Here is a 15177-nt window from a genome sequence, read left to right as displayed (position 1 = left end):
ATGGCCCCCACCACCCCGTCCCGTCTCGGCGCCGCCGTCCGCACCGCGGCCCGCAGCCCGTTGTGGCGGACGGTGCTGGTGGTGGTGCTGCTGGTGGCCGGTTTCGGCGGCTGGTGGCTGTCGGCGGGCCGCTCGCCCGGGTACCCGCGCGGCGAGGTCCGCTTCGCCACCGGGGTGCAGCGCGGCGTCTACGACCGGTACGGGCAGCTGCTCCAGGGCCACGTCTCCCGGGCGATGCCGGGCGTGCGGCTGGCCCTGGACAACTCCGAGGGCTCGATCGACAACCTCGCCCGGGTGATCGACGGCCGGGACACCTTCGCGATAGCGACCGCCGACGCGGTGGCCGACTACCACGGCGCCGGCAAGGAGAAGCTGCGGGCGATCGCCCGGCTGTACGACGACTACCTGCAGCTGGTCGTCCCGGCCGCCTCTCCGGTGCGCCGCACCGCCGACCTCAAGGGCCTGAAGGTCGGCGTCGGGCTGCCGCAGTCCGGGGTGAACCTGGTGACCAAGCGGCTGCTGTCCGCCGCCGGGCTGGACCCCGACCACGACATCGTCCCGGTGCCGAAGGGGATCGGCGAGGCCGCCGACGACCTGCGCGCGGGCAGGCTGGACGCGTTCTTCTGGTCCGGCGGCCTGCCCACCAGCGCGCTCACCGACCTCTCCGAGCACGTCCGGATCCGGATCGTTCCGCTGAGCGACCTCTCCGAGGCCCTGCACCTGGCCGAGGGCGGCGGCACCGACGCCTACCGGGCGGCCACCATGCCCAAGGGCACCTATCCCAACGCCGAGCCGAAGGACGCCGTCGCCACGGTGGCCGTGCCCAACCTGCTGATCACCCGGGACGACGCGGACCCGCGCCTGGTCGAGGGGATGACCCGCGCGGTGATCGACAGCCGGGACCAGATCGGCGCCCAGGTGCACGCCGCCCAGCTGGTCGACCTGCGCACCGCCGTCTACACCGACCCGCTGCCGCTGCACACCGGCGCGGCGCGCTACTACCGCTCCGTGAAGCCGTAGCGGCCGGTCCTCGGAACCCCGACCGCGGGCCGGCGCCGGCGCGCGCCTCCGCGGGCGGACGCCGGTGCACGCGCCCCGGCGGCTACTTCTCCGGTCGCGGCACCGCCAGCGTCACCGCGAGCCCGGTCGGCTTGACCGGCGCGAAGCCGAGCGAGCCGCCGCCGGCCGCCAGCAGGGTGCGGGCGATGGACAGTCCCAGCCCGGACCCGTCCACGTTCTGGTGGCGCGGGCTGCGCCAGAACCGGTCCCCGGCCCGGGAGAGCTCGTCCTCGGTGAGGCCGGGCCCGGCGTCGGTGACCGTCACCGCGACCTCGTCCCGGCGCACCGCGACCCGCAGCCGCACCTCGCTGCCGGGCGGGCCGAACTTGAGCGCGTTGTCCAGCACGGCGTCCAGGGCCGAGCCGAAGCCGATCGGGTCGGCCATCCCGATCGCCAGCGCCGGGCCCTCCCAGCGCAGCGCGATGCCGCGCTGCTCGGCCACCGGCCGCCAGGCGTCCACCCGCGCCAGGGTGAGCTCGGCGAGGTCGGTGCGCTCGGGTTCGGGACGGGCGTGCTCGGCGGTGGCCAGCCCGAGCAGGTCGTCCAGCACCCGGGCCAGCCGGACGCCCTCCTCCCGGACGCCGCTGAGCTCCTCCTCGTGGCCCTCGGGCAGTTCCAGGCCGAGCACCTCGACCCGCAGCAGCAGCGCCGACAGCGGGTTGCGCAGCTGGTGCGAGGCGTCCGCGACGAACGCCTTCTGCTGGTCCATGGCGAGCACCACGTGGTCCGCCATCTCGTTGAACGAGCGGGCCAGCCGCTGGAGTTCGGGCGGCCCGCCGCCGGGGGCGACCCGGGCGGCCATCCGGCCGGTGGCGATGTCGTGGGTGGCCCGGTCCAGGGTGCGCACCGGGCGCAGCACCCACTCGGTGAGCCGGACGGCGAGCAGCACGGCGACGATCATCGCGGCGGCCTCGCCCGCGCCGATCACCAGCCACTTGCGCAGCATCCGGGCGCGCAGCGCCTCGGTCGGGGACTCGCTCAGCACCACCGCGACCACGTCGCCGTCGCGCACCACCGGGGCGGCGACGGTGATCGTCCGGTCCGGCGTCCACGGCCAGACCTGCGGCGGGTTGTGGCTGCGCCGCCCGTCCAGCGCCTCCTGGAAGGCCTGGGCGCCCCAGCCGCCGGAGGGCACCCGCCAGTCGGCCGGGGCGGCGGCGATCGCCTGGCCGTCGCGCTGGAAGATGCCCAGGCGCACGCCGTACAGGTCGTGGTAGCGGCGGACCTCGGCGTTGATCGCGCGCTGCCGGCTGAGGTCGCCCGGGGCGGGTTCCGGGTCGCCCTTGCGGGCCGAGTCGGCGGCGCCGGAGGTGGGCAGGTCCTGGGCGAGGCGGGCGGCGTCGTCGAGCCGGTCGACGACCACCTTGGTCTGCTCGGCCGCCGCGACCGCCGCCGCGAGCGGCAGCCCCAGGGCGGCCAGGACGCAGAGCATGAGGGCGATCAGGATGCCGAGCAGGCGGGTGCGCACGTGCGGTCAGTGCTCTGCGGGGGCGGGCGGGGCCGGTTCGGTCGCGGCGGGGGCCGGACGGTCGGGGATCAGCCGGTAGCCGACCCCGCGCACGGCCTCGACCAGGCCGGGCAGCGCCAGCTTGTTGCGCAGCGAGCCGATGTGCACCTCCAGGGTGCGCCCGTTGCCCTCCCAGCCGCTGCGCCAGACCTCGCTGAAGATCTGCTCGCGCCGGTAGACCACGCCCGGGCTCTGGGCGAGCAGCGCGAGCAGGTCGAACTCCTTGCGGGTGAGCGGCACGTCGCGGCCGTCCACGCTGACCCGGCGGCGCTCCCGGTCGATCCGGATGCCGCGGGACTCCAGCGGGCCGCGCTGCTGCGGGACGGTGTCGGGTGCGGGCACCGCCACCGCGGAGGGGGCGGCGCCGCGGCGGGCCACGGCGTGGATGCGGGCGAGCAGCTCGCCCATGTCGTACGGCTTGGTGACGTAGTCGTCGGCGCCCAGGTTGAGGCCGTGGATCCGGGAGCGGACGTCGGCGCGGGCGGTGACCATGATCACCGGAACGCCGCTGCCGGCCCTGATCCGGCTGCACACCTCGAAGCCGTCGCGGTCGGGCAGCCCGAGGTCGAGCAGCACCACGCGGTAGGGCTCGTTGCCGTCCGGCACCAGGGCGTCCAGCGCCTCGTGCCCGCTGCGGGCGTGCCGGACCTGGAAGCCGTGCCGGCCCAGCACCGCGACCAGCGCGGCGGCCACGCGTTCGTCGTCCTCGACGAGTAGCAGTCGCATCCTGTTCTCCTCCTTCCCCCACCTGATCACCGGTGATCACCGGGCCGATCGGTCAGGTCCCGGTCCTGCGCAGTATGGGCCAGGGAACGGCCCGGCGCCAGGCTCGACCGCGCTCCGGGCTCCTGGGGGACGGGGAGCACCGGCGCGGATTCCCGCTGTGACATGCCCCTCCGGCGCCCTCGCGAACAGCACGTAGGCACCGTGTGGCCGTTTCGTGATCCTCAAGTTCCGCTCAGATCGGCTGACGGCGCGCGGTCGCGGCTCCTAAGGTCGGCCCACCGGGGGCTGCGGCTCCGCCGGCCGCGGCTCCCGGATTCGTACCACCATTGCCTCCCAAGGGAGTTGAGACTTCTCGGGCAGGCTTGATTCGACGACAGCAGGGAGCAGGCGCGATGACCGAGAGCCCGGTCGAGGACTCCACCCCCGCAGCCGCCCCACTGGTCGTGCTGAGCAACGTCAACAAGCACTACGGCGCGCTGCACGTGCTGCAGGACATCGACCTCGAGATCGCCCAGGGCGAGGTGGTCGTGCTGATCGGCCCGTCCGGGTCGGGCAAGTCGACGCTCTGCCGGACGATCAACCGGCTGGAGGCGATCGACTCCGGCACGATCACCATCGACGGCCGGCCGCTGCCCGACGAGGGCAAGGAGCTGGCCCGGCTGCGCGCCGAGGTCGGCATGGTGTTCCAGAGCTTCAACCTGTTCGCGCACAAGACCGTGCTGGAGAACGTGGTCATCGGCCAGGTGAAGGTGCGCAAGGTGCCCCGCCCGCAGGCCGAGAAGACCGCCCGGGAGCTGCTGGAGCGGGTCGGCGTCGGCGCGCAGGCGGACAAGTTCCCGGCCCAGCTCTCCGGCGGTCAGCAGCAGCGCGTGGCGATCGCCCGGGCGCTGGCGATGAAGCCCAAGGTGATGCTCTTCGACGAGCCCACCTCGGCGCTGGACCCCGAGATGGTCAACGAGGTACTGGAGGTCATGCGCCAGCTGGCCGCGGACGGCATGACGATGGTCGTGGTCACCCACGAGATGGGCTTCGCCCGCTCCGCCGCCAACCGGGTGCTGTTCATGGCCGACGGGAAGATCGTCGAGCAGAACACCCCGGACGCCTTCTTCACCGCGCCGCGCTCCGACCGCGCCAAGGACTTCCTCTCGAAGATCCTCCACCACTGACGCTTCGAGACCAGCGGGGCCGCCGCCGGCAACGGCGCCGGCCGGCCCCGTCCGTGCACGCCTTCCAGACTCCAGAGCCCGGTTGACACCGCGGCCCACCCCCAGGAGAACCCTCATGAGGACGTCCCGCACCCTCGCCGTCGCGCTCTGTGCCGTCGCGCTCACCGCCACCGCCGCCTGCGGCAAGGACGGCACCCCCGGCTCCACCGCCGCCAGCAGCGGCGCCAACGCCCCCGCGCTGCCGACCTACACGGTCAAGACCGACGTCAAGGTCGACTCCCCGGTCCTCGCCGAGGCCAAGAAGCGCGGCCAGCTGATCATCGGCGCCAAGGCCGACCAGCCGAACCTGGGCTGGGAGGACGTCGCCAGCGGCGACCGCAGCGGCTTCGACATCGAGATCGCCAAGATGATCGCCGCCGACCTCGGCTTCACCCCGCAGCAGATCAAGTGGCAGACCCTGGTCTCCTCGCAGCGCGAGCCGGCCATCGCCAAGGGCCAGATCGACTTCTACGTCGGCACCTACAGCATCAACGACGAGCGCAAGAAGTCCGTCTCGTTCGCCGGCCCGTACTACATCGCCGGCCAGGACCTGCTGGTGAAGGCCGACAACAGCTCGATCACCGGCGCGGAGAGCACCAGCGGCAAGAACGTCTGCACCGCCACCGGCTCGACCTCGATCAAGAACATCCAGCAGTACAACCCGAAGGTCACGCAGTTCGACACCTACTCGGCCTGCGTCGAGAAGCTGATGTCCGGCGAGGTCGACGCCGTCACCACCGACGACGCCATCCTCAAGGGCTACGCCTCCAAGTACGCCCCCAAGCTCAAGGTGGTCGGCAAGCCGTTCACCAAGGAGAACTACGGCGTCGGCCTCAACAAGGACGACAAGGCGCTGCGCGACGCGATCAGCGACGCCCTCAAGGCCCACGAGGACAACGGCGACTGGAAGAAGGCCTACGACGCGACCCTGGGCGCCTCCGGCTCCCCCGCGCCGGACGTCCCGGCCCTCGAGCGCTACTGATCCACCCGCCGTACGTCGGTTTCCCGACCATGAACTGAGAGGAGGGCCGCCGGATGGGGTTCCTGTTCGAGGAGGACAACTTCGGGTTGTTCCGCGACGGCTTCCTACAGACGATCGAGGTGAGCGCGCTCAGCGCTCTGCTCGCCCTGCTGCTGGGCACCCTGCTGGCGGCCTTCCGGGTCTCCCCGGTGCCGGTCCTGCGCGCCTTCGGCACCACCTGGGTGACGCTCTTCCGCAACACCCCGCTGACCCTGCTGTTCTTCGCCGTCACCTTCGGCCTGCCGCCGCTGGGCGTGCACTTCAGCCACCTGGTGTTCGCGGTGCTGGCACTCGGCGGGTACACCGCCTCGTTCGTCTGCGAGGTGATCCGCTCCGGCATCAACACCGTGCCGCTCGGCCAGGCGGAGGCCGCCCGCAGCCTCGGCATGACGTTCGGCCAGACCCTCACCCTGGTCGTCCTGCCGCAGGCCGCCCGGACCGTCCTGGGCCCGATGAGCAGCGTGTTCATCGCCCTGCCCAGGAACTCCGCGATCGCCGGCGCGTTCAGCGTCTCCGAGCTGTACAGCGCCCAGCAGACCTTCTCCGAGCGCGGCTACTCGATCTTCGCCATCTTCTTCTGGGTGGCCTGCGCCTACCTGCTGATCAGCGCGACGGTCGCCACGTTCTTCCGCTTCCTGGAATCCCGACTGGCGGTGGCCCGATGAGCATCTTCCAGCGCCAGGCATCGGCCAGCGTCCTCTACGACACCCCCGGCCCGCGGGCCCGCACCCGGTACCGCGCCTTCGGCGTCCTCTCGGTGCTCGCCATCGGCGGCCTCCTCTGGTACGTCTTCAGCGCACTGAACGACAACGGCCAGTTCGACGCCGGCCTCTGGGACGCCTTCCAGTACACCTTCGTCCAGCAGCAGATCGTGGACGGCCTGGTCTCCACCCTGGAGGCCTTCGGCCTGGCCGCGCTGTTCTCGCTGGCCCTGGGCTCGCTGCTGGCGGCCGGTCAGCTCTCCGACCACCGGCCGGTCCGCTGGGCCTGCACGGCCTTCACCCAGTTCTTCCGGGCGATGCCGCTGCTGATCCTGATCGTCGGGCTCTACTACGCGTTCTTCGCCCAGCAGCCGATGTGGGCGCTGGTGCTCGGCCTCACCCTCTACAACGGGGCGGTCCAGGCCGAGATCATCCGCAGCGGCGTCAACGCCGTCCCGCGCGGCCAGGGCGAGGCGGCCTACGGGCTCGGCATGCGCAAGACCCAGGTGATGACGTCGATCCTGGTGCCGCAGGCCGTCCGCTCGATGCTGCCCTCGATGATCGGCCAGCTGGTCGTCACCCTCAAGGACACCTCGCTCGGCTTCGTCATCACCTACCACGAGCTGCTGTTCGTCGGGAAGAAGCTCGCCAGCCAGCCGCTCAACGCCGCGGGCTTCCCCTACATCCCCGTGGTACTGGTGATCGGCCCGATCTACATCGCGATGTGCCTGTTGCTGACCGCGCTCGCACGCTGGATCGAAGCACGCGGCCGTCGCGGCGCGAACCGGCGCACTTCGGCTTCTGCTTGACGGACACGCAGGCGAACTGTTGCATTGCTCTTCGTGACACCTCCCGGGAGCATCCACGCGGCATATGCGGCAGCGGTAACTGACGCCGGCCGATCGGCCGGTTCGTGCCCGGAGGTTCCCTCATGGACCCGGTGATCGTGGTCGGGGCCGGACCGGTCGGTCTGGCCCTGGCCCTCACCCTCGCCCGGCACGAGGTGCCCACCATCGTCCTGGACGAGGGCTCCGGGCTCTGCCCCGAGGGCCCGCGCAGCCTGGTGCTCGGCGCCGACACCGCCGCCTTCCTGACCCGGATCGGCTACCCGCGGGCCGTATCGGACTCCGCGCTGTGGGACTCCTTCGCCATCTGGCGCCGCCGCCAGGAGGTGCTGCGGATCGACCTCACCGACTCGCCCACCTTCCACCTGCCCCAGCACCGCCTCCAGCGCGGGCTGCGGGACGCCCTGACCGGGACCCCGCTGATCAGACTCGTCCCGCTCAGCCGGGTCGTCGAGCTCGAACAGGACCGGGACGGCGTCAGCGTCCGCACCACGGGCACCCAGGACGGCTCCACCACCTGGTGGCGCGGCAGCCACCTGGTCGGCTGCGACGGCGCCAGATCCATGGTGCGCAGGCTCCTGAAGATCCGTTTCCCCGGCCGCCCGGCGGTCGACCGCAACGCCATCGCCACCGTCCGGGTCGACCTGCCCTTCGACGGCGCCCGGCTGCACCGCGAGCCCCCGTGGCGGGGCGACCGCGAGGCCTCCGCCCGACCGCTGCCGGACGGCGTCTGGCGGCTCGACTGGCGGCTGCCCCCCGGCCGGCCCGCCGCCACCGAGACCGTCGACCCGCACGCCACCTGGCCCGGCATCGTCACCGGCGACACCCTGCTCACCCGGGTCACCTCCACCCTCACCGGCTGGTGCGGCGAGCTGCCCCGCTTCGAACTGCTGGCCGCCGCCGACCACACCGCGCAGCAGCGGCTCGCCGCCCGCTTCCGGGTCGGCCGCTGCTTCCTGGCCGGCGACGCCGCCCACCTGCACGGCGCGCTCGGCATGCAGAACCTCACGGACGGGCTGCGCGACGCCGACAACCTCGCCTGGCGGCTGGCCCTCGCCTGGCACCTCCACTCCGGCGGACCGCAGCCCGGCGGTTCGCTGCTGGACGGCTACGAGGCCGAACGGCGCGGGGCGGTCGGCGCCCGGCTGCGCGCGGTCGACCAGTCCATGCCGCTGCTGCGCCCGCTGCGCGGCTGGCAGCAGACCCGGCGCTCCCTGCTGGCCGGCGGCTTCCGCAAGCACGCCCCGCTGCTCGCCGACGGCCAGCTCGGCACCGGCCGGTTCGGCGGCGCCCCCGCCTACCCGGCGGCGCCCTCCGGCGTGCCCGGCCGGGTCCCGGTGCAGCGCGGCGCGCGCGGCACCACCTCGCTCAGCGAACTGCTGCCCGCCACCGCCCCCGGCGTGCTCGTCCCGGACCTCCCGGTGCTCGCCGACGACGGCACCCCCGACCACCTGCACGCCCGGCTCGGCACCGCCTTCCTGCTGCTGCTGGTCGCCCCCGGCACCGCCGTCTGGTCCTCCGAGCACTGGCTCGGCGCCGGGCTGATGCCCCGCCTCGCCGAGGTCGCCGCCGCACTGCCCGTCCCGGCCGAGGTGCTGGTCACCGAGGAGTACCCGGGCGCCGGGCCGCACACCGTCCTGCTGATCCGCCCGGACGGCCACCTGGTCGGCGTCACCCAGGGCGCCGTCGCCGAGGACCTGCTCGCCCTCGCCGACCGCGCCCGCGGCGGCCCGGCCACGCTCACCCCGGCCCCCGACCCGGCCGAGCAGCCCGCTCCCCAGCAGGTGGACACCCCCAGCCAGGGCGTCTCCTGAAGCTTGTTCCAGAAGGTCTGGTGCGGGGCTCAGGCCAGGACGCCTACAGAACGGCCACTACTCCCGACCCGACGGTTCACTCCGCTCCTCCTCCAGCGCGCTGCGCACCACCCGGAACGCCAGCCCCTCGGAGTAGCCGCGCCGGGCCAGCATCCCGACCAGCCGCCGGGTGCGCACCTGGGCGTCCAGCCCCCGGGTGGACCGCAGCTTGCGCTCGACCAGTGCGCGGGCCGCGTCCGTCTCGTCGTCGTGGTCGAGTCGGGCGACGGCCTGCTCGACCAGGTCGGCGGCGACGCCCTTGGTGCGCAGCTCCTGGGCCAGCGCCCGCCGGGACAGGCCCCGGACGGCGTGCCGGGACTCCACCCAGGCCGCGGCGAAGGCCGCGTCGTCGATCAGCCCGACCTCTTCGAGCCGGGTGAGCACCTCGTCGGCGACCTCGTCCGGGATCTCCCGCTTGCACAGGGCGTCGGCGAGCTGCTTGCGGGACTTGGCGGCACCGGTCAGCAGCCGCAGGCAGATGTCCCGGGCGCGGGTCTCCGGATCGACCGACTCCTCGGCCTGCCTCCGGGAGGTACGGGCGGAGCCCTCCTCCCCGGACGGCCCGGCGGAACGGCCCCGACGCGTGCCCCGACGGGGGCTCGGGGCGGGCGCACCCCCGTGACCGGCCGCGCCGCCCCCGGCTCGGCCGCTCTCGTCCCCGGCCGCGGTCGGAGCGGGCCGGGCGGCCTCGAAGCCCTCGGCCGCCACGGCCGAGCGGCGCCGGCGACGGCCGGTGGGCAGTTCGGAGGCGGAGACCAGACCGAGCTCCTCGATCGAGGCCTCCGCCGGCCCCGGCCCGGGCGCCGCGCCGCGCACCGCCCGGGCCGGAGCCAGGTCGAACTCCGGCTCGGGGCCGGATGCCCACTGCGTGGTGGACCGGCGGCCGCGCCGGGAGCGCGTTCCCCGGGACCGCTCGGCCACCGGTTCGGGTTCGGGCTCCTCCGCGACCGCGGCGAACCAGTCCGGCGGCCCGTAGTCGTCGTCCTCCGGGCCCGCCGGGCCGCCGCCCACCGTGTCGTGCTGCGTCAACGGCTCAGGCCTTGGCCGCCGCCGTCTTCTTCGCCGCGGCCGTCTTGGTGGCGGTCGCGGTGATCGGCTTGGCGGCGGCACCGTCGGTAGCGGCGACCGCGGCCTCGGCGCCGCCCTCGGCCGGCTCCTCCACCTTCGGGCCGATGCCCAGCTTGCCCTTGATCTTCCGCTCGATCTCGTCGGCGAGCTGCGGGTTGTCCCGCAGGAAGTTGCGGGCGTTCTCCTTGCCCTGGCCCAGCTGGTCGCCCTCGTAGGTGTACCAGGCACCCGACTTGCGGATGAAGCCGTGCTCCACGCCCATGTCGATCAGGCCGCCCTCGCGGCTGATGCCCACGCCGTAGAGGATGTCGAACTCGGCCTGCTTGAACGGCGCGGCGACCTTGTTCTTGACCACCTTGACGCGGGTGCGGTTGCCGACCGCCTCGGTGCCGTCCTTCAGGGTCTCGATCCGGCGGATGTCGAGCCGGACCGAGGCGTAGAACTTCAGCGCCCGGCCACCGGTCGTGGTCTCCGGCGAACCGAACATCACGCCGATCTTCTCGCGCAGCTGGTTGATGAAGATCGCGGTGGTGTTCGACTGGTTCAGCGCACCGGCGATCTTGCGCAGCGCCTGGCTCATCAGTCGGGCCTGCAGACCGACGTGCGAGTCACCCATCTCGCCCTCGATCTCGGCGCGCGGGACGAGCGCCGCGACCGAGTCGATGATCACCAGGTCGATCGCGCCGGAGCGGATCAGCATGTCGGTGATCTCCAGGGCCTGCTCACCGGTGTCCGGCTGGCTGACCAGCAGGGCGTCGGTGTCCACGCCGAGCTTCTTGGCGTACTCCGGGTCGAGCGCGTGCTCCGCGTCGACGAACGCGACCGTGCCGCCGGCCTTCTGGGCGTTGGCGGCCAGGTGCAGGGTCAGGGTCGTCTTGCCGGAGGACTCGGGGCCGTAGATCTCGATCACCCGGCCGCGCGGGATGCCGCCGACCCCGAGGGCGACGTCCAGGGCGGTGGACCCGGTGGAGATCACCTCGACCGGCTCGTTGGCCTTCTCGCCGAGGCGCATCACCGAGCCCTTGCCGAACTGCCGCTCGATCTGGGCGAGAGCGGTCTCTAGTGCCTTCTCGCGGTCCGTACCTGCCATGGCTTTTTCCCTCGGGTTCTGTGCTGTGCGCTTCATCGTCCTCGACGCTAGCGCGTCCCACTGACAAACGAGCCCGACCGGGCTCAGCCTGTGGAAAACTCTTGGCCGGAGAGTACAAAGAACATCTGTTCGATTCAAGCGTCGCACGTCCGCACGGTGCCGCCCCCGAGGAATCCCCGGGGGCGGCGGCCCGGGTCACTCCCCGCGCCTTCCCCCGTCCCCGCCGACCATCCGGCGCAGCCGCCGGGCCGCCTCCCGGCGCAGCTCCCTACGGGCCCGCCGCTGCTCGCCCCGGTCGATCCGCGGGTCGGTGGCCACCTCGTACCGCCGCACGTACGTCCCCACGAAGCCCTGGAGCGTCGCCGCCGCCGGGATCGCGATCACCGCGCCCACCGCGCCGAGCAGCGCCGCGCCCGCGATCACCGAGCCGAAGGCCAGCGCCGGGTGCACGTCCACCGTCCGCGCGGTGATCCGCGGCTGCAGCAGGTAGTTCTCGATCTGCTGGTACACCACCACGAAGCCCAGCACCCACAGCGCGTCCACCGGCCGCACCGTCAGCGCCACCAGCACCGGCAGCGCCCCGGCCAGGTAGGTCCCGATGGTCGGCACGAACTGCGACATGACGCCCACCCAGACCGCCAGCGCCGCCGCGTACGGCAGGCCCAGCAGCTGGAACATCACCCAGTGCCCGACGGACGACACCACCGCGAGCAGCGCCCGCGAGTAGAGGTACCCGCCGGTCTTGGCGATCGCGATCTCCCAGGCCCGCAGCACCTCGCCCTGCTTGGCCGGCGGCAGCATCGAACAGACCGTCCGGCGCACCCGGGGGCCCTCGGCGGTGAAGTAGAAGGTGAACAGCCCGACCGTGAAGGCCTGGAAGAGCCCGCCGATCAGGGTGGAGGAGACGCCCCAGACGTTGTCGGCGGCCTGCTGGACGTAGTTCTCGATGGTGCCGGAATCCTTGAGCAACCGATTCTGCAACTCGCCCAGCGAGAGGTCCTGGTGGAAGGTCCGGTTGATCCAGCCGATCAGGTTGTCGACCAGGTGGGGCAGGTCGCCGGCGATCTTCGCCACCTGGTCGACCAGCAGCGTGCCCAGCGCGGCGAGGAAGCCCACCAGCGCGACCAGGACCGCCACGAACACCAGGAAGGTCCCGACCCCCCGGCGCACCCCCCGCGCCGCCATCCGGTCCACGGCCGGCTCCAGCGCCAACGACAGGAAGAACGACACCAGCAGCATCACGAACAGGTCGATCAGCTGCCGGAACGCCCAGTCGGCGAGTTGGAACGCCCCCACCAGCACCAGGAACAGCACCATCGCCCGCGGCAGCCAGCGCGGCGTCCCGCCGCCCCACAGCCCCCCGCCCGCCGGAGCGCCGCCGGCACCCCGCTCGTCCGAATCCTTCTGTTCCGCGCTACTTGTCACCCGAACAGTCTGTCCCATGCCCCCGCGAGCCGGCACTCAGCGCAGCACGCCGGAGATCCCCTGGGTGTCACAGACCACGCGCCAGACGTCCTTGGCCTCCCAGCCCGACTCCAGCGCCTGCCGCACCGTCCGCCCGCCCAGCTCGCTCATCACGTGGTCGGTCGCGAACGACTCCGCGTACGCCTCGCCGAAGTGCGCGTACATCCGTCGCCAGAACTCCGTCAGCCTCATGCCCCAAGTATCCCGGACCGGGCCCGCCACTCCCCCGCCGTCACCGCGTACTCGACCTCCCCGTGCTCGCTCCCGGCGATCATCTCCGGGTAGTCCTCGTGGAACGTCCGGACGTACGACAACCCGCTCTTCTCCATCACCCGCCGCGAGCCCGCGTTCACCGCCATCGTGTACGCCACCACCCGCTCCACCCCCGCCTCGACGAACCCCCGCCGCACCAGCGCCCGCGCCCCCTCCGTCGCGTACCCGCGCCCCCACCCGGCCCGCCGCAACCGGTACCCGAGCTCGACCTCCCCACGCTCCCCCTCCCGCGTGGGCCGGAACTCGAACCACCCCAGGAACGCCCCGCCCACCCGCTCCTCCGCCGCCCACCAGCCCAGGTCCCCGTACCGCCGGTAGTGCTCCAGGTACTGCGGCAACAGCTCCCCCTCGACCCACTCCCGCGCACTCGGCCTCCCCCCGGTCAGGAACCGCATCACCTCCGGATCCCCGTCCAACTCCACGAGCCGCTCCACGTCCCCCATCGTGAAACGCCGCAACACCAACCGCCCGGTCACCAGGAACACGCCCCCATCACTCATCCCCCGATCCTCACCCCGCCCCCACCACCCCGTCACCCCCATTTCCCCACCCCCACCCACGCACCCGCCCACCCACGCACCCCTCCCTCCCCCCAGCGAGAGGGACGCGCTGCGGAAGGGGGCGGCGCAGGGGGTGGGTGCGGAGAGGGGCGTGACGGGTGATTTTCAGACTGCCAACGCTCCCCAGCCCGCAGGCACAGGACCGGCAGTCTGAAAATCATCCAGCCCCCGCAGCACCCACCCCCGGAGCCGCCCCCGGCCCCCCACCCTCCCGAAAGCCCGAACCCCGAACAGAAACCCCCCTTCACCGCGGCACCACCAACACCCCCGCCCCGAAATACCCCCGCTCCCCACACCCCCGACCCCCCACCGGACACCCTCCCGCCGCCGCCCCCGCCAACACCCCCGCCAACCCGTCCGCCCCCAGCTCCGGATGCAGAGCCGCCACCACCGCCACCGCCCCGGTCACGTGCGCGGCCGCCATCGAGGTCCCCGCCAGCGCCGCGTACTGCCCGCCCGGCCAGTCGGAGACGACCGCCCCCTGCGTCCCGCCGTCCGGATCGCCTCCCGGCGCGGCCAGCGAGACCCGCCCGCGCCCGTAGTTGGAGTACCCCGCCGGGTGCCCGTCCCGGTCGACCGCGGTGACGGTGACGACCCCGGGCAGTTCGCCGGGCAGCCGTACGCACTCGGTGCCGAGGTGGCGGACGGGCGCCGGCCCCGAGACCCGGTCGTTGGGGCTCCGCTCGTCGGTCCGGGCGGCGCCGAGGTCCTGCCCGTCGTTGCCCGCCGAGGCCACCACCACCGCCCCCTTGCGCTGGGCGTATCCGGCGGCCCGTCCGACGGCCGCGACCAGCGCGGCCTGGTCCCGGTCCTCGGGGCAGTTGTACTTCCACGGGTCCGCGAAGTAGCTGTTGTTGATCGCCTTGGCCCCGTGGTCGGCGGCCCAGAGCATGCCGCAGACGATGTTCTCCGCGTAGTACTGCCCGAGCGGCCCGAGCAGCCGGACGGCGGCGATCCGCACGCCCGGTGCGACCCCGGTGACGCCGTGGCCGTCCCGGGTGGCGCCGACGATCCCGGCCACGTGCGTGCCGTGGCCGCTCTCGACCACCCCGGCGTCGGGCCGCCAGGCGCCGGTGCGGGCGTCGGGCCGGCCGTCCGCGCAGGAGGCGGAGGCCTTCGGGTCGACGGCGGCGCGCAGGTCCGGGTGGGTGTCGTCGACCCCGGAGTCCAGCACCGCGACCAGCACCTTGTGCAGCGCCTCCACGCTCGGCGCGGTTGCCGCGGACACCGCCGAGGCGTCTCCCGCCCGGCCGCCGGCGCCCCCGACCATGGCGAGGTTCCAGGCCCCGCCCTCCCCCGGGTCGGGCACCGTGACGGTCCCCGAGTCCCCCCGGTCCCCACCCCGCCCGCCGACCCCGTCTCCACCCCGCCCCCCGTCGGCCGCCCGGTCCGTCCCCGCCGTGAAGTCCCCCGCCCCCGCCACCGCCCGGGGCGGCGCGACCACCGGCGCGGTCCTGGTGGCCCCGACCGCGGCGATCCCGGGCCGGGCCCGGACCCGGTCGGCGAACGGGCCGGTCGCGTACACCAGCGCGGCCCCGATCTGCGGGTACTCCTGGACCACCTGTCCGCCCGCCGCCCGGCTCTCCTTCCCGGCCCGGGCCGCGCCGGCGGCGTCCTCGCCCTCGGCCAGCACCAGGTAGCTGAGGTAGGCCCGCCCCGGCCCCGACACGTACGGGACGGCGCCGCCCACGACGAGCGCCAGGAGCAGCATCGCGAGCAGTGCCCGGGCGGGCCCGCGGACCCGGCGGCGACGGGCGGCGCGGGCGGTCCCGCCCGGCGGGTACGCCTGCGCCATCGCACGGTCT

The 15177-nt window shown here is 73.6% G+C and carries 14 protein-coding genes; 6 read left to right on the top strand and 8 right to left on the bottom strand.

Going from position 1 to position 15177, the window contains the following annotated elements:
• Nucleotides 1-1020 carry a TAXI family TRAP transporter solute-binding subunit gene (locus ACZ5GH_RS24300; RefSeq protein WP_387759460.1) on the top strand — a complete coding sequence of 340 codons (1020 nt, stop codon included), beginning with the start codon at nt 1-3 and terminating at the stop codon, nt 1018-1020.
• Nucleotides 1021-1102: 82 nt separating this feature from the next.
• Here ACZ5GH_RS24300 and ACZ5GH_RS24295 read toward each other — a convergent pair whose 3' ends face one another.
• Nucleotides 1103-2527, bottom strand: a complete 1425-nt coding sequence (locus tag ACZ5GH_RS24295; RefSeq protein WP_464335222.1) for a sensor histidine kinase — start codon at nt 2525-2527, stop codon at nt 1103-1105.
• Between the two features lie 6 nt (nt 2528-2533).
• Nucleotides 2534-3292 carry a response regulator transcription factor gene (locus ACZ5GH_RS24290; RefSeq protein WP_387759456.1) on the bottom strand — a complete coding sequence of 253 codons (759 nt, stop codon included), beginning with the start codon at nt 3290-3292 and terminating at the stop codon, nt 2534-2536.
• 392 nt (nt 3293-3684) lie between these two features.
• On the opposite strand from ACZ5GH_RS24290, the gene ACZ5GH_RS24285 reads away from it, so the two are divergent.
• The 5 genes from ACZ5GH_RS24285 (at nt 3685) to ACZ5GH_RS24265 (ending at nt 8878) form a co-directional block, all read left to right on the top strand.
• The gene (locus ACZ5GH_RS24285; protein ID WP_387759454.1) at nt 3685-4458 is read left to right on the top strand and encodes an amino acid ABC transporter ATP-binding protein; all 774 of its coding nucleotides are present in this window, start codon (nt 3685-3687) and stop codon (nt 4456-4458) included.
• Between the two features lie 115 nt (nt 4459-4573).
• A complete protein-coding gene (locus ACZ5GH_RS24280; protein WP_464335221.1) occupies nt 4574-5479 on the top strand; it encodes a glutamate ABC transporter substrate-binding protein in 906 nt (301 codons plus the stop codon).
• 53 nt (nt 5480-5532) lie between these two features.
• Nucleotides 5533-6183, top strand: a complete 651-nt coding sequence (locus ACZ5GH_RS24275; protein ID WP_464335220.1) for an amino acid ABC transporter permease — start codon at nt 5533-5535, stop codon at nt 6181-6183.
• Entirely contained in the window at nt 6180-7028 is an 849-nt protein-coding gene (locus ACZ5GH_RS24270; protein WP_387759448.1) for an amino acid ABC transporter permease, read from the top strand. Before ACZ5GH_RS24275 ends, ACZ5GH_RS24270 begins: the two co-directional genes overlap by 4 nt.
• A gap of 122 nt (nt 7029-7150) precedes the next feature.
• Entirely contained in the window at nt 7151-8878 is a 1728-nt protein-coding gene (locus tag ACZ5GH_RS24265; RefSeq protein ID WP_387759446.1) for an FAD-dependent monooxygenase, read from the top strand.
• 57 nt (nt 8879-8935) lie between these two features.
• On the opposite strand, the gene ACZ5GH_RS24260 is transcribed toward ACZ5GH_RS24265, so the two are convergent.
• The 6 genes from ACZ5GH_RS24260 to ACZ5GH_RS24235 form a co-directional block, all read right to left on the bottom strand.
• Nucleotides 8936-9946, bottom strand: a complete 1011-nt coding sequence (locus ACZ5GH_RS24260; RefSeq protein WP_464335219.1) for a regulatory protein RecX — start codon at nt 9944-9946, stop codon at nt 8936-8938.
• A gap of 4 nt (nt 9947-9950) precedes the next feature.
• Nucleotides 9951-11075, bottom strand: a complete 1125-nt coding sequence (recA, locus tag ACZ5GH_RS24255; RefSeq protein ID WP_387759444.1) for a recombinase RecA — start codon at nt 11073-11075, stop codon at nt 9951-9953.
• A 195-nt stretch (nt 11076-11270) separates the two neighbouring features.
• Nucleotides 11271-12500, bottom strand: coding sequence for an AI-2E family transporter (locus ACZ5GH_RS24250; RefSeq protein WP_464335218.1), 1230 nt, complete (start codon nt 12498-12500; stop codon nt 11271-11273).
• A gap of 36 nt (nt 12501-12536) precedes the next feature.
• The gene (locus tag ACZ5GH_RS24245) at nt 12537-12731 is read right to left on the bottom strand and encodes a DUF3046 domain-containing protein (protein ID WP_387759440.1); all 195 of its coding nucleotides are present in this window, start codon (nt 12729-12731) and stop codon (nt 12537-12539) included.
• Nucleotides 12728-13312, bottom strand: a complete 585-nt coding sequence (locus ACZ5GH_RS24240) for a GNAT family N-acetyltransferase (RefSeq protein WP_401116715.1) — start codon at nt 13310-13312, stop codon at nt 12728-12730. Before ACZ5GH_RS24240 ends, ACZ5GH_RS24245 begins: the two co-directional genes overlap by 4 nt.
• A 304-nt stretch (nt 13313-13616) precedes the next feature.
• Complete coding sequence (locus tag ACZ5GH_RS24235) at nt 13617-15167, bottom strand: S8 family serine peptidase (RefSeq protein ID WP_464335217.1); 1551 nt, start codon at nt 15165-15167, stop codon at nt 13617-13619.
• Between the last annotated feature and the right edge of the window lie 10 nt (nt 15168-15177).

It is taken from the genome of Kitasatospora sp. Xyl93 (assembly GCF_055383135.1).
This window is presented reverse-complemented; position numbering and strand designations above follow the sequence as displayed.

What these genes read in the sequence shown, in the direction of transcription:
- ACZ5GH_RS24270 (WP_387759448.1), top strand. Translation starts at nt 6,180, where the DNA reads ATGAGCATCTTCCAGCGCCAGGCATCGGCCAGCGTCCTCTACGACACC.
- ACZ5GH_RS24300 (WP_387759460.1), top strand. Translation starts at nt 1, where the DNA reads ATGGCCCCCACCACCCCGTCCCGTCTCGGCGCCGCCGTCCGCACCGCG.
- ACZ5GH_RS24240 (WP_401116715.1), bottom strand. Translation starts at nt 13,312, where the DNA reads ATGAGTGATGGGGGCGTGTTCCTGGTGACCGGGCGGTTGGTGTTGCGG.
- ACZ5GH_RS24285 (WP_387759454.1), top strand. Translation starts at nt 3,685, where the DNA reads ATGACCGAGAGCCCGGTCGAGGACTCCACCCCCGCAGCCGCCCCACTG.
- ACZ5GH_RS24290 (WP_387759456.1), bottom strand. Translation starts at nt 3,292, where the DNA reads ATGCGACTGCTACTCGTCGAGGACGACGAACGCGTGGCCGCCGCGCTG.
- ACZ5GH_RS24280 (WP_464335221.1), top strand. Translation starts at nt 4,574, where the DNA reads ATGAGGACGTCCCGCACCCTCGCCGTCGCGCTCTGTGCCGTCGCGCTC.
- ACZ5GH_RS24245 (WP_387759440.1), bottom strand. Translation starts at nt 12,731, where the DNA reads ATGAGGCTGACGGAGTTCTGGCGACGGATGTACGCGCACTTCGGCGAG.
- ACZ5GH_RS24235 (WP_464335217.1), bottom strand. Translation starts at nt 15,167, where the DNA reads ATGGCGCAGGCGTACCCGCCGGGCGGGACCGCCCGCGCCGCCCGTCGC.
- ACZ5GH_RS24265 (WP_387759446.1), top strand. Translation starts at nt 7,151, where the DNA reads ATGGACCCGGTGATCGTGGTCGGGGCCGGACCGGTCGGTCTGGCCCTG.
- ACZ5GH_RS24275 (WP_464335220.1), top strand. Translation starts at nt 5,533, where the DNA reads ATGGGGTTCCTGTTCGAGGAGGACAACTTCGGGTTGTTCCGCGACGGC.
- recA (WP_387759444.1), bottom strand. Translation starts at nt 11,075, where the DNA reads ATGGCAGGTACGGACCGCGAGAAGGCACTAGAGACCGCTCTCGCCCAG.